The organism is Candidatus Poribacteria bacterium (assembly GCA_026706025.1).
Classification (GTDB): Bacteria; Poribacteria; WGA-4E; order WGA-4E; family WGA-3G; genus WGA-3G.
Genome location: JAPOZO010000035.1, coordinates 30408 through 45383, shown reverse-complemented (window position 1 = coordinate 45383; position 14976 = coordinate 30408). Strand labels below are relative to the sequence as shown.

Sequence of the window (14976 nt, the reverse complement as noted above, 5' to 3'; positions counted from 1 at the left end):
CAACTCGCAATTCGGAAATTTTTAAAAATTTAAGGAAGGACATTATGAAACCTGAAATTCATCCTGCAATGGTAGAATGTGTTATCACATGCGTTTGTGGTGCAACCCACAACACACTCGCCATCCAACCCGAAATGCGGGTAGATATTTGTGGAAAATGCCACCCATTCTACACTGGACAACAAGCGCGGTTTATTGACACTGCTGGACGTGTTGAAAGCTTCCGCCGACGTTACGGGCTAACCGAAGAAAAGACCGAAGACGATAAGTAGCCACATAATTCGACCCGAATTCCAAGGAAGACTCCCGTGTCTTAACAGTCTCATGATCTAACTTACAAAAGCCAGACGCTGGGAACGCGCTTAGAGTCGAAATGTGAATTACCCCGTACTTTTAAGGGCTAACAGTAAGTGCTAACTTGCAAGTGGTACCAAAATGTTTGAAAAACTTAAGGACATCGAAACTAAATATGCTGAAGTTGAAAAGGCACTTGGAGATCCAGCGCAAATTTCAAATCAGCAACGATTGATGGAGCTATCCAAAACCCACGCGGAACTCACCCCAATTGTGTCAACCTATCAGGAATACCAGCAGTTAGAATCCGCGCTTGAGGAGACGCGCCTCCTGATAGCATCAGAAACCGATGCTGACATGATTGGATTGGCACAGGAGGAATTGGATAGCCTTACTGCGAAAAAAGACGCATTGACTGAAGAACTCAAATTACTCCTGATCCCGAAAGATCCGAACGATGAAAAAAATGTCATCATCGAAATTCGGGCAGGCACTGGTGGTGAAGAAGCCAGTCTCTTTGCAGCTGAACTGTTTCGGATGTATACCCGCTACGCGGAACGGCAGAATTGGAAAGTTGAACTCCTCAGCGCAAACCCAACGGGATTAAAAGGCTTTAAAGAAGTTATTTTCTCAATTGAAGGGACGCGTGCCTATAGTCACTTGAAATATGAAGGCGGTATACATCGGGTCCAACGAATTCCCACGACAGAGACGAGCGGACGTATTCACACTTCTGCCGCAACGGTAGCAGTACTTCCCGAAGCCGAAGAACTCGATTTAGCAATCGATGAAGCGGCTGAATTGCGAATCGACACCTACCGCTCCTCGGGGCCCGGTGGGCAAAGCGTTAACACAACTGACTCCGCTATCCGAATCACGCACATTCCAACGGGACTCGTCGTAACCTGCCAAGACGAGAAATCCCAGCATAAGAACCGTTCCAAGGCGATGAAAATTCTCCGAGCACGCCTCCAAGAGCAGAAACAAGCTGAGCTTAACAGCGAGAGAGCCGAAACGCGACGCTCCATGGTTGGAAGTGGCGACAGAAGCGAGAAAATTCGCACTTATAACTTCCCACAATCTCGTGTAACTGATCACCGTATCCAATTTAGTTCCTACCAACTTGATGCCGTTGTCGATGGTGATTTAGCAGTTTTCATCGAGCAGCTGACAACTGCCGATCAAGCAGAAAAGTTGAAAGAGACTTAAGCACGTCGACTAAGGGACACAGACTATGTCTAATAAAATGTGGCGTGTGGTAGATTTACTCGATTGGACGACGCGGTATTTTGAACAGCACGGTATCCCAAATCCGAGGTTAGACGCAGAGGTATTGCTTGGACACTTACTCGAGAAAAGTCGCCTGCAGCTCTATCTGCACTTTGAAATGCCTGTCTTCCAAGAACATCTCACGCCGTACCGTGAACTCATAAAAAAGCGCATTGAGCGCACACCTGTTAGTTACTTAACAAATCGAAAAGAGTTCATGGCGTTAGACTTCTACGTAGATGAGCGGGTTCTCATTCCGAGACCAGAGACAGAGCAGCTCGTCGAAACGATTCTCAGAGAAAAAAGAGGGAATTCTGAAAGTTTACTGGAACTCGGTACAGGGAGTGGGATTATCGCTACGAGTCTCGCAGTGCACCAACCGGAATGGGATATTATTGCTACAGACATCTCTGAACCTGCCCTGGCAGTTGCGCAGAAAAACGCTGAAACACACGCCTGCACGGGACAAATCAAATTTCTGTCCGGTGATCTATTTGAACCCATAAAAGCGACAGACCCGACTGGAGAAATTCGATTCGATTGGATAGTTTGCAATCCGCCGTATGTCAAAAAGACAGAATGGGATACCTTGAGTCCGGATGTCCGCGATTATGAACCAGAGATCGCCCTTTTTGCTGGTGACGATGGACTCGCCGTGATCCGTCGATTAATTGCTGAAGCCCCTGAATACCTCGCCTCACACGGAAAACTCCTCTTTGAAATCGGTGATACACAAGCTGATACCGTTCGACCACTTATCGATGCTGAACCCGCCTACTGTACATACAAACTACTCAAGGACTATGCGGAGAAAGAACGGATTGTTCTTGCAAGTGTCCACTAAGCACGCACCAAGATTTTCTCGCGTAAGTAAGATCCTTGCATAGCGAGTTCAATTTAAAGATTGACAATATCCGCTGTTATACCACTGCCTGCACAACCTACAGGCACCCCAGAAATTCTGAAAAAGATTATTTTTCTTGACATATTTTGCGACAATTTGTTACAATAATTGCAAGAAATGTTGGTAGCGCATTAGTTTTCCAAGGCGTGCCACTTTTTTCGTCTTTTTTGAAACGCGATAGGCTATGTTAACGTTATATCGTGTAGCCTGCTATATGAAGGATATTTATAGGCGAAGGAGCAGATTATAATGGCGCGCCAAACACCTAATGATTTATCTGCTGTCGAAGACACCTATCTCGCAACGCAAGCGAAAGCAGGCAATGATGCCGCGTTTAGGCAATTGTTCGACAAGCATTATAAATGGGTTTATAATAAAGCCTACCGAATGCTTGGAAATTACCAGGATACAGAAGAGGTTGCCTCGGATGTATTCATTAAGGTTTGGCAGAAGCTAAACAAAAACAAATGGGACCCAGAAAAAGGTAGTTTTCAAGCATGGTTAAATATGGTGGCTCGAAACACTATTATCGATGCAATACGAAAACGGAACCGGATTCGGGAACATCCGCTCAGCGGTTCACCTGACGAAGATGAACAGCCGCTGAGTAAATATGAGGATCCCTACTCAGGCCCCGAACAAGAATTAGAAGCCGTAGAAGCACAACAGATTTTGGAGAGTGCCCTTGAACAGGTCACTAAATCCAACCATCGGATCGCGTGGATGTTGCGGCACTTAGAAGGGTACAGTATTGCAGAGATTGCCCGCATTCTTAACCGAAAAGAAGGAACCGTGAAGATCTGGATCTTTCGGTGTACAGAAGAATTGCGGAAAATTCTGGTTGCTAAAGGCATCCAGTGGATTTATTAATTTGGAGGACTCACTAATGCGCTTCTGGAAGAAATGGCGGAAGGCTGGGATATCAGCAGACGACCTTAAGAAGGCAGAGATGCTGGAAGCTTATACGCGTTGGCTGAAAAACGAAAAGCTATCTCGTAAGCAGAAAGGTCTTTTGAAGGAAATTAACAGCTTCCCGGAACTTCAGCCGTTGAAACAATTAATCGATTTTACACACTATCGCTTTGAGGAAAGAGAGAACGTCATGTTACCGCCGGGCAGCCAACAACGCGTCGGCGAACGAGTCATGGCAGAAATTCGGGGCGAGGCACCGGAGACCAACGTCTCCACTGACGGGATGCAGCCGCAATTCGGTTATAGTCCACAAGGTATGGGTAACGAAACCACTGAAATTATGCAGGTAGACGCTTCTCTACCGAACGCGGACGCACTGCAACAGTGGGACACCGAACAATCATCCGCATCCCCAGAAATGTTGAAACGTTACGATGCTATCCGGACACTTTCCCGTTTGCACGTCCGGTTTGAGCAGAAGGATGACGAGGTATACGTCACAGACTTAGGCAGTTCTAACGCGACTTACGTTGATAACGAACGTGTCGAAACGTCTACCCCCGTTCAACATGGTTCTACCCTGAAGTGTGGAAAAATTAGCTTCAAAGTCGTTGACATTGAACGTTCATAACTATATGGGAGAAGGATCAGGTGTGCATTGAAAGCAGAACATTTAATGCCCCTGCTCCTTATGGAAGTAGTGCATCTAAGGCATACCAATTCATTAGCATTGTCACATTTCCGACAAGCAACGGTTAGTTACGGACAAGCTTGCTATGTTGAAGCCATCCAACACTACCTCGCCGGCTTGAAATTGGGTGCAGCCCAGCATCACTATATCTATGCCGATCTTGCGAAAGCATACGAGATGGTTGGAGAATGGGATACAGCATTGGCATGCCTTGATATTGCACTTCAGTTGTGTCCAGATTCACCGACAGCCCTTAGACGTAAAGCACGCATCCTTGATGAGAAAGCCTGTTATGACGCGTTGGTCTGTTTGGATGATTTGCAAGAACCACCACCTCAAGGATTCCTTGAACAGCTGCAGCTGAACGCTACAGTCCCGCCCAAATACGCTATGAATGCCGAATTTTTCACGCTGACCTGCCATTCCGCGATGCACTCACAGACAGTGTGGAATATTTGTCGACTGATTCATCGAACTTATCGGGAACTCGGCGAAATGTTCGGGTACTATCCCCTATCCGCCGTACCTATCTCAGTTACAAATACAAACGGGACCGAACTATCGCAACGTTTGCTGCCGAACTGGGCAAGTGGCTGCTACAATGGTAGTATCCAACTGGTATACTGCGCAGTTAGTGAACCGGTTTTGGGCATTTTATATGCGCTGCTTCGGCATGAATGGACTCATCTATTGGTCCATCATCTAACGAACCGACAGTGTCCTATATGGCTCGATGAAGGATTGGCACAAAGTGTTGCACGTCCTATGTTCCAGTCCGAACGGCTCAATTTGCAACAAGCCGTTGAAACAAAGCGATTGCTCCCCTTTACTGCACTCAGCGAACCGTTTAGCCAACTTCCTGCGAAATATCGGAAATTAGCATACATCCAATCCACAGCAATCGTTGAATATCTTATTCAGCAATTCGGTCTCCCGCAAATTCGCGTGCTGCTTCACCAATTGGGTAACGATATTCCTACAGAGACAGCACTTGAACAGACTTTCGGTCTAACTCTGAAGGAAATTCCCTTCGTAGGCACCGCTTAGCGCGTGGATCGCAAACTTCTCATACAAAAATACCAACAATGACGAAACTTGATATCGGTATCCTCATCCTTGTTGGACTCGCAGGCATAAGTTGTTGCCGTGCGGGCTTCACCCGAAGTGTTTGGGGTGTATTTGTAATTGGCGCGGGGTTTTTCGTGGCATGCCAATTTTGGCATCAACTCGCGGCATTCCTTCAGAAACTCATAGCAAACCCCGCTTGGACGAAATGGCTGAGCATTGTTGCTATTGTAATTGTCGTCTCTATTCTCGTTGACTCGCTCTTTGAGCGTATCCAGCGTATCCTCGAAAAAGGGGTCTTGGGTTGGGCAAACCGCCTATTAGGATTCTGCTTCGGTATCGCTTCAGGTGGGCTTGTTATCGCTTGCGCACTCATCCTACTAAACACCTATGGCGGTAACGGCTTCAAAAACGAGATTTCAGACTCACGTTTTGCCCCACAACTCATAGATATTGGCAATAACGTTTGGGCAGTCAGCAAAGAGCATGTACAAAGACAATTCGACACCGAATGAAAACTTTCTCCCCTACCCCAGTGCAATATGTCCTTGTAAGCTGCACCCTATATTTTATTTTTTTTAGCACGGTTCCGCTGTCTACGGCTGCAGAATCCGCCTTCGCAGACTCACTCTTCCAAGAAGGCGACTATCTCAACGCTGCTCACGAATATAAACGACTCCTCTTTCTACATCCCGATACCACTCAAAGCGATTTTATTGCCTTTCGCGTTGCCGCATCCTACCAGAACGCAGGCAAATTGAAAAAAGCAATTCCCGCCTACCAATTTCTGATTGACACCTATCCGGAAAGCCGTCTTGTTGCGCGCTGTAAGAACAATATTGCACAATGCCACATCCTGTTAGACGATAGTGAGCACGGACTTTCATCGCTAAAACAATTTCTTGCGGAACATGCAGAGAGCGACTTGGCACCACGCGCACATTTTACAATTGGAATGGTACACATAGATAAAAGAGAATGGATACAAGCGCGTCAAGTGTGGAACGATGTCTCTTTAACGTATCCAGAAAGTCCTTTCGCTGGGGTTAGCAATAGATTAGCGCGACAGGTAAAAGATGCCGAGAATTTGCCGCGCCGTTCTCCGACGGTTGCAGGCGTGCTTTCAGCGTTGGTACCGGGCAGTGGACAAATTTATACAGGACGAACTGTTGATGGGCTCTACGCTTTTGTTAGCGTCGCAGTGTTGGGAGGCGCGAGTTTCTATTACGCTGACCAAGGACGTTACGAAGTCGCTGTACCTGTTGGAATACTGGGTGCGTTTTTCTACGGGAATAGCATTTATCAGGGAATCCAGACTGCCCGAACCTTTAACCTACAGCATGAAAGACTGTTTCGTAATAAACTCCAACAGGAAATTCGAGATTCTGGCCTATTCGGGGCAATACCACCGCCGACAGATGAAGTGAAATTGGTGTTATGGAAATCAAAGTTTTAAGATGTTAATTGTGGGTCTATTAAACGCAAAATATCGTTCGGTGCCTTATAGAATGGCATTCGAGTAAAATTATGCACCTTTTTTCAACTCATTCGCGACTATATAGCGAAAAGTGAAATAATCACTCAGACATTCCTGCGTACCTTTAAGCACGCCTACCCTGAAACGTATTATCCAGTTATTAAAACCAACAATTATCTGAAGACAATTGACAACGCGCTTACAATACAGTAAGTCAACGTCGATGTGCGTCAAGTATTCGGTCAGTGCATACAAGGTAATGTGTATGCACTTTTCACAAATTTTGCTATAATTCTAACGAATAAAACCTTTCTGGAGATATGAAAATGGACGATGTTGTGTTGATTCAATTTACACTTGCGGGTGATGAAGATGCCTTTGCGAGTTTGGTGAGTAAATACCAGAAGCAGGTTCACGCTTATGCGTATCGGCAAACTGGAGATTTCCACATTGCTGAAGACATTACACAGGAAACATTCTTTGAAGCGTATCGAAATTTGGAAAAGCTGCGAGACTCGGCGAAGTTTTCAACATGGCTTCTTGCGATTGCTAATTATCTCTGTATAGCGTGGTTCCGAAAAAATCAATCAAGGTCTAAATTGTTACGTGAGAACTACACAATAAATACAGAGACAGATACATATTCACTGTATGTGGCTTTGGAAAATGAGAGGGACGCCGTTGAAGCACAACGCGAATTGGTCCAAGAGCTGCTTTCAAAACTAAAGGAAAGTGATCGCCAACTTATCAGACTCCATTATTTTCAAGAGATGACATCTGCTGAGATAAGTAACTATTTAGGCGTATCCCAAAATACGATTAAGAGCCGACTTCAACGCGCGCGACAAAGGTTAAGACAATACGATCCATCGATTCAAGAGACAATAGATAGTTCTATTAGAAAGGGAGACAGTGCTCTACTTCCGTTACAAGGAGAAATTAGTATGGCAGATAGAATGAGTTCGGCAATACTCAAAATTAAGTCTTTATCAGACCGTTCCCAAATGCAACTTTCCTCAGATGGAGAGTGGCTTGCCTATGTAGTAGTAGACCCCGACCGAATAGCATCGTTTGAACAACAGACCGATGAATTTTCAGTGCATCAACTAACAGGCGCATTGATAGAAAATCATAGTCAGGAGGTATGGGTTACCAACATCAAAACGAAGGAAACGCATAAACTCGGAGCAGATGAAGGGGTTGACTGGGCACCTCGTTGGTCTCCAGATGGAAACCTCTTAGCGTTCTGTTCTGACCGAATAGGGGCACCGCATCTTTGGATTTGGGATAGGGGAAAAAATAAACTACGCCAAGTGAGCGAAAAACCGATTACTGCAACACACGGTCTTGAAGTACCGCAGTGGACTTCAGATGGAAAACATATCATCACAAAGTTACGTCCCGAAGATATGGACCTTTCCACAATTATCTCAGCTAAAACGATTCCACAATCGATAAACGTTTGGCACACTGATACGGATGAAGCGTCTTCTTTAGATGAAGAATTAGACCAATTCGTGTGGGTCAAAGGGGATTTAGGTGTTTTCAACGTTAACACAGGTGATGTGCAAGTTCTCACACAAGGGTTGTTTACGAGAAACATTACACTCTCTCCGGATAATACTGCAGTTGCTGTGCTCAATGTAATACGAGAAGAGGCGTTAACATCTCAAGAAATCCTGTTTGAATTGTTATTAGTCCCTTTAGACGGAACGCCAATCCGAAGTTTGGCTACAAATATCAGGGAAAGCGCACTATTCGTAAGTTGGTCACCAGACAGTAAACACCTCATATATGCACAACCGGAGGGTTTGTTCGTTGTTTCAGTTCAAGATGGTAAACAGAAGAACCTGACGGCAGACCTTACAGAGAAACTGCGATTTTACGCACGTCCGTTATGGCGACCATCAGGAGACTCGTTTTTCTGCGGCATCGACGGAAATATTTGGGAATTCGCAGCAGACGGCAGCGATGCCCGAAAACTAACAGAAGAATTGAAGAAACACATCATGGGTATGGTCGCGAAAGTGAATACCGACATCATCTGGCAGTCAAACGATGCAAAGTCTATCTGTGTCCAGACACATGACCCAGAAACAAAGAAAGATGGCTTCCATTTGATAAATACTGCGGAGGCACATGCGACTTGCTTGTTTGAAGAACCAATTAGCATAACCCGTCATATAGCAGACGAATACGATTTAAAGGTTGTCAGTAACGACACACAGATTGTCTACAGAGCGCAAGATGCGACACATCCAGAGGAAGTCTGGATGTTTGATGCCGACGCTGAAGAACGACAGCAGGTGACGGATCTCAATCCACATTTGCGTGACTTAAAATTTGGTAACACCCGTTTCGTTGAATCAGAAACAGAGGAAGGTGAATGTTTACGGGGTGTTTTGATGCTACCCACCAACTATGAGGAAGGCAAACAGTATCCTTTAGTTACGTGGGTCTATCCGGGCAGTCACCTATCAATGCATATTTATAGTTTTGGGTTCGATAAATATATCATGAACTTTCAACTCCTTGCTGCACGTGGTTTTGCTGTGCTTGGTGTCGATGTGCCGTCAAGATCTAGCAAATCGCCGAAAGAATTGCCCGGATACGTGTTACCAGCAGTAGACAAAGTCATTGAAATGGGTATCGCCGATGCGGATCGTTTGGGAATAACAGGATACGGTTCCGGTGGATACTTCACTGCGGGATTGATTACACAAACCAACCGTTTCAAAGCCGCAGTTTGCGGTGGCGGTTTTTATAATTTGACCAGAATCTACGGGAATCTTACGAAGCGGGGAAGAAGTCGTGGTATTAATTGGGTGGAAGGCAAGAATCAGATGGATATAGGGGGGTCGCTCTGGGAAAAACGCCAACGATATATTGATAATTCACCACTATTTCACTTAGATAAGGTGGAAACCCCCGTTCTGGTCTATTGTGGTGAAGGGTATGATGGTTTTGATTACACGCAATCTGGGGAGCTTTTCTCCGGATTACGCAGACTAAAAAAGAAAGCGACTTTTGCGTGGTATCGTGGTGAAGGGCATCTCGTGAGGCATTGGCGACCTGAACACCGCGCTGATTGCTGGGAACGTATTATAGACTGGTTTGAAAAACATCTGAATTAAAGAACTGGCACTCCGATCTAAAGAGAAGGAACGTGCTCATGGAAAGTACCAATATCTTCCAGCGACTCATAGCGATTTTCTGGGTATTAGGGATCGTGTTGCGCAGACATTTTTTCTTGGCGATATCTATGATCTTCGCGGCTTTGATTTCAAGCCTTGAACCGGTTGCGACCCTCTACATTTTCAGTAAAGTTGTTGACCGGTCGGTTGACTATGTTCAAGGAACAGCAACACTTAGAGAGGTTGGTCTTGTGTTTGCGCTCCAAGGGGGTCTCTTTGCGGTGCAGCGGATTATTACACCCGTTCAGGCTTGGATTGGCGGTGTCCTGTCGAACCATCTCCTGAATGATATTACGATGGATCTGATGGAAAAAACCTCAAAACTGCCCTATATTTCGCTTGAATCGAAGGAGATCTATAATAATTTGGAGATGGCTAACGGCACAAAAGACCGGATCCCACAAATCTTTATGGCGACTATTGGCTTAGGCAGCAATTTAGTCATGTTTGGGTCGATGTTCGTGCTACTGAGTCAGTTAAGCCCTTGGTTAGCGGTAGCCGTCGTTGCGATTATGCTCCCATATATCCTTTTGGATCAACACATTATCAAACAGAGTTGGGAACTGACCGAGAGATTGTCAATTCTCCGAAGAAAGATGGGGTTTTTATCAGGGATTTGGTCGGGTAGAACAACCTGCAGAGAACTCCGTATTTGGAATGCGATGAATTGGCTTTTTGAAAAATACAGTGAAGTTTTTAGAACTTGGTTCACCGAGGAGCATCGTCAAAGCCGTAAGCGAATGGTTTATCAAATTGTAGGCGGGTTGTGTATGGCAGCAGGTTTTGTGCTTGTGCTGTTCATGACTTTGCAATCGATTGAAACTGGAACCGTGACCGTTGGTAAAATAGCCATGTACATTCAGGCTGTTAATAGCACGCAGGGCGCTGCGTATCAGGTTTTTGTTGGGGTTTCTTCGCTGTTCGAGCATGGATTGTATATATTGAGCATCCGAAGGGTTCTGAAAATGGAAGTTCCAGTGGTAGAAAGCGAAAGCAGTGTCTCACAAATGCCCGATCTTCTGAAGAATGGAAAACTACCGACGATTACTTTTCAAGGGGTTTCATTTAAGTATCCAGGATCGGATGTGTTCGCTGTGAAAGATATCAACATAGAGTTGCAGCCCGGCAAGATGACAGCACTTGTTGGCGAGAATGCTGCGGGTAAAAGCACAATCGCGAAGATGGCAGTCGGATTATATCCACCAACGGAAGGGCAAATCCTCGTTAATGGGGTGACCCTTTCTCCTGCGAACACTTCAGAATGGTTCAAACATACGAAAGTCTTATTTCAAGATTCGAGCCAGTATGCCTTGACGCTTGCTGAGAATGTGCTACTCGGTCAAGGCCCTGATAGGGATGTCGTGCGAGTTTTGGACGAGGCGGGTTACGCGCCATCAGCAGAAATTGATGCGAATACACTTACTGAGATTTTGTCAAAAGAGTTTGGGGGTACCGAGCTTTCCGGCGGACAATGGAAAAAAGTTGGGCTCGCCAGAGCACTGGCAAAGCACGGAAGTTTCTTCATGCTCGACGAACCCTCGGCTGCGCTTGATCCGAGAGCAGAGTATGAATTATTCATGAAGCTAAAAGGAATGATGTCCGGTGTGACAACACTTTTCGTTACGCACCGATTAGCCGCAACCATCAACGCCGATTGGATTATTGTATTAGACAATGGCAAGATAACAGAGCAAGGTAAGCATGAGCAGTTAATGAAATCTGACGGACTTTACGCGCAACTCTTCAATCTTCAAGCCAGTTTGATGCAGGAGGCTACCTGGGAGTGAATCTATGGTGGATTTTAGGAGGAGCGCGGAGCCAGAAATAGAACGATTAACTGTGTGTTATCCGAAATATGGAAGCTAAAGCGCGCATCGCGCATTTTATCGGACAGGTGAAAAATAAAAATGATAATCACACTCATTCGTCGAGAACTCCTTGACAATCTAATGACATTTCGATTTGCGGCAGCAGTCTTCATTATGTTACTCCTCGTCGTTGCGAATTCCGCTGTGCTGATTAAAGATTACGAGCGACGCTTGGCAGCTTACAACACTGCTCTCAAAACAGAACGTCAGCAATTGCAGGAACGGAAAACCTATTCGTCAGGAGCCTTGGACGTTGCTCGCCCGCCAAATCCGCTGAGTATCTTCAACGTTGGGTTGGATAAACGGCTGGGGAACGAAATTTGGATATCTTACGCTTTTGTGCCGACGTTGTGGGATGCACGGATGCAAGGGACGACGAATCCACTTCTCAACCTCTTCTCTGCGATTGATATTGTTTTTATCTTTGAGGTCGTCCTGAGCCTAATCGCACTGATTTTCGCCTACGATGCCATTGCGGGGGAACGCGAGCGCGGTACATTGCGTCTGGTGCTAACACATCCAGTCCGCCGCGGGCATATTCTGCTTGCGAAATACATCAGTGCAATGAGCTGCTTGCTTGTTCCACTGCTGATAAGTCTGCTCCTTGCGGCGATTTTGCTGACAACATCAACTGCTATTTCTCTGAGCATCGGCGATTTCCTCCGCATCGGCGGGATTATCTTGAGCTCAATTGTCTACCTGTCGCTATTCTATTTCATCGGTATGCTAATTTCAGCAGTAACCCGCAGAACCGGCACAGCGTTAATGCTTGCTATGTTTATTTGGGGGTTTTGGGTGTTGGTGTACCCAAATGTGATCCTCGCCGCGATTGCGCCTCCTCAGACCTCTCAAGAACGTATGGTTTCCACTTACGACGAAATTAAACAGATCTGGGATGAATTCGACAGAGAGCGCAAACATTTCTTGGCAAACGATGCTGTTCCAGGAGAAGACCCACATTTTGGCATGGTAGGAGAAGGCCCACATTTTGGGATAACAGGCGGATCCGGTTTCAACTACGCATACTTTTATAACAGGCCATCAACACTTGAGTATTTCTACCTCGCTGGTTCAAACATCGGGAAACTTACTGAAGCATCCAAACCTCAGGTGCCACATGCGCAGAACTACTACCGCTACCTCGGACCGAAAACTATCAACACTGCAGAACGGGCGTGGCTTGTCCGAAAACAGGCACTCGAAACTATCTTTGTTCAGCCAGCAATAATTGACCGCATCCTTTTGAGGTGCTCGCCAGTCGGGATGTACGATGCTGCGACGCAAGCGTGGGCAGGAACAGATCTGCACGGACTCAGAGATTTTTTTCAAGCGGCCCGAAGGTACCGACGGACCCTGATCGATTATTACTACGATAAGAATGCTTTCGCGTCTCAACAATGGTTTTCTGCCGATAAGGGCGCGGTGGACTGGGATAGTTTGCCTCAGTTTTCTTTTCAGAAAAGCGATGTCAGAATAAATGCAGCGCGGGCATTGCCAGATTTACTCCTGCTGATAGTGATGAACCTTTTTCTTTTTATCATAATATTTCTGGTTTTCCAAAGAAGTGAAGTATAGGGTAGTTGTCAGTTATCAGAGGGAATAGTTATCAGTTATCAGTTATCAGTTGTCAGTTGTCAGTTATAAGAGGTTTTTGATAATCCGAAAGCCTCTTTTTCTCACTATAAGTCAGACTGATAACTCTTAAAACTGACTGCCTATTGCTGATTGCTGACGGCTATTCTTTCTGACAACTGACAGATTTTTCGCAGAAAAATCGTACTGACCACTGACAACTGTTAAAACTGAAAGGTTTTTCGCAGAAAAACCGAACTGATAACTGATAACTGATAACCAATGTGGCATATTACAAAACGTGAACTCTATGATAATCTCAATAGCCTCCGGTTTGCACTTGCAACCGTGTTGCTTTTGGGTTTAATGTTGGCTAATGCGGTTATCCATCTCCGAGAACACCCTGTACGGATGCAGAAATATCACGATGCCGTCACAGAATCGCAGAATCGCTTAAAATCTCGGACGAATTTGTATGACATTGCGCAACGGGGACCCGGATATCTTTACAAAAAACCGTCATCTCTCCATTTCTGTGCAGATGGCGGTGATCCCTTTTTGTCAGATCAGGTCAACGGTGGATTCTATGCCTGGTCTACCGATGACTTAAGAGGTTTCTGGCAATTGTATTATCGTCCGGCGACCCACAATTCAAGAAATATTCGACCGGACACTATCATAGTAGACTGGGAATTTGTGATCGGGTACGTCTTGAGCCTCATAGCGATCCTATTCACCTTTGACTCGATTTCCGGCGAACGCGAGCACGGCACACTACGTTTGATGTTGGCGAACTCAATACCGCGCCATACTGTGTTGATTGGCAAATTTTTAGGTGCATTGGTAAGTATCAGCGTCCCGTTTACACTCGCCCTGTTGATGAACCTATTAGTGATCTCCACGTCCAGCGATGTCCAACTTGGCACTGAGGCGTGGAGCCGTTTAGGCATTGTTTTTTTTATTGCACTCCTGTATATGTGCCTGTTTCTTGCATTAGGATTGTTAGTGTCGTCGCGTGTGCGGCAGAGTGCAGCGAGTCTTGTAATACTTCTGTTGACATGGGTTACTTTTGTCGCTTTTATGCCGAGTACACTCGCCTCCATTGCAAGCGGATTTTCAACACCGATGACTTATGATGAATTCCATGAACGTCGACAACAACTTAATATTGAACTCAGGGATGAATACGATACTCGTTTGCAAGAGGCGCGTGAGCGTCCAGCGAAAAGAATAGCGTTAGCGGGTGAATATGTCCTTAAAGACGCAGCAGCGCGGGAACGTTTGAGCCAAGAATTTTTACACCAACAGCACGCCCAAATCCAACTCGGACGTTCCGTCACCCGCATCTCACCGGTGGCGATTGTGCAGTACCTTCTTGAGGTTTTTGCTGGCACAGGGTTTGAACGGCATCAACAATTTGTGGAGAACGCGCAGCGTTACGCTCGCGAATACAGAGAATTTGTCACGGATATGGATAGAGCAGATCCCAATAGTCTTCATATCATTGGGGTTCGTGAGGGAATGTCCCAGGAGTCTGTTAGCCCGGAGGCTATCCCAAAGTTTGAAGATACACTCAGTCTGAGTCGTGATTTCAATGCTGCGGCTATAGATTTACTCTTGTTGGCTCTGTTTTTTGTTGTTCTATTGTCAGGAGCATACATGGTGTTCGTCCGCGTCGAAATATAATAACCCAAGTTACCACTTGTAAATCCATGGGATTTCCTATATAG

12 protein-coding genes are annotated in these 14976 nt (G+C 45.7%); all 12 read left to right on the top strand.

Annotation, left to right across the window (positions count from 1 at the left end):
* The first annotated feature begins 44 nt into the window (after positions 1-44).
* The 12 genes from rpmE (at position 45) to OXH00_08190 (ending at position 14932) form a co-directional block, all read left to right on the top strand.
* Positions 45-272 carry a 50S ribosomal protein L31 gene (gene rpmE, locus OXH00_08245; GenBank protein MCY3740997.1) on the top strand — a complete coding sequence of 76 codons (228 nt, stop codon included), beginning with the start codon at positions 45-47 and terminating at the stop codon, positions 270-272.
* 163 nt (positions 273-435) lie between these two features.
* Positions 436-1503, top strand: coding sequence for a peptide chain release factor 1 (gene prfA, locus OXH00_08240; GenBank protein MCY3740996.1), 1068 nt, complete (start codon positions 436-438; stop codon positions 1501-1503).
* 25 nt (positions 1504-1528) lie between these two features.
* Entirely contained in the window at positions 1529-2407 is an 879-nt protein-coding gene (gene prmC, locus OXH00_08235; protein MCY3740995.1) for a peptide chain release factor N(5)-glutamine methyltransferase, read from the top strand.
* Between the two features lie 309 nt (positions 2408-2716).
* On the top strand, positions 2717-3337 hold the full coding sequence (locus OXH00_08230) for an RNA polymerase sigma factor (protein MCY3740994.1): 621 nt from the start codon (positions 2717-2719) through the stop codon (positions 3335-3337).
* Positions 3338-3353: 16 nt separating this feature from the next.
* On the top strand, positions 3354-4010 hold the full coding sequence (locus tag OXH00_08225) for an FHA domain-containing protein (GenBank protein MCY3740993.1): 657 nt from the start codon (positions 3354-3356) through the stop codon (positions 4008-4010).
* Between the two features lie 27 nt (positions 4011-4037).
* Positions 4038-5117 carry a peptidase MA family metallohydrolase gene (locus OXH00_08220; GenBank protein ID MCY3740992.1) on the top strand — a complete coding sequence of 360 codons (1080 nt, stop codon included), beginning with the start codon at positions 4038-4040 and terminating at the stop codon, positions 5115-5117.
* 38 nt (positions 5118-5155) lie between these two features.
* Positions 5156-5650, top strand: a complete 495-nt coding sequence (locus OXH00_08215; protein MCY3740991.1) for a CvpA family protein — start codon at positions 5156-5158, stop codon at positions 5648-5650.
* Positions 5647-6591, top strand: a complete 945-nt coding sequence (locus OXH00_08210; protein ID MCY3740990.1) for a tetratricopeptide repeat protein — start codon at positions 5647-5649, stop codon at positions 6589-6591. Before OXH00_08215 ends, OXH00_08210 begins: the two co-directional genes overlap by 4 nt.
* A 347-nt stretch (positions 6592-6938) precedes the next feature.
* Positions 6939-9746 carry a sigma-70 family RNA polymerase sigma factor gene (locus OXH00_08205; GenBank protein ID MCY3740989.1) on the top strand — a complete coding sequence of 936 codons (2808 nt, stop codon included), beginning with the start codon at positions 6939-6941 and terminating at the stop codon, positions 9744-9746.
* 38 nt (positions 9747-9784) lie between these two features.
* Positions 9785-11593 carry an ABC transporter ATP-binding protein gene (locus OXH00_08200; GenBank protein ID MCY3740988.1) on the top strand — a complete coding sequence of 603 codons (1809 nt, stop codon included), beginning with the start codon at positions 9785-9787 and terminating at the stop codon, positions 11591-11593.
* 120 nt (positions 11594-11713) lie between these two features.
* Positions 11714-13249, top strand: coding sequence for an ABC transporter permease subunit (locus OXH00_08195; protein MCY3740987.1), 1536 nt, complete (start codon positions 11714-11716; stop codon positions 13247-13249).
* Positions 13250-13528: 279 nt separating this feature from the next.
* Entirely contained in the window at positions 13529-14932 is a 1404-nt protein-coding gene (locus OXH00_08190; GenBank protein MCY3740986.1) for an ABC transporter permease subunit, read from the top strand.
* Positions 14933-14976: the final 44 nt, after the last annotated feature.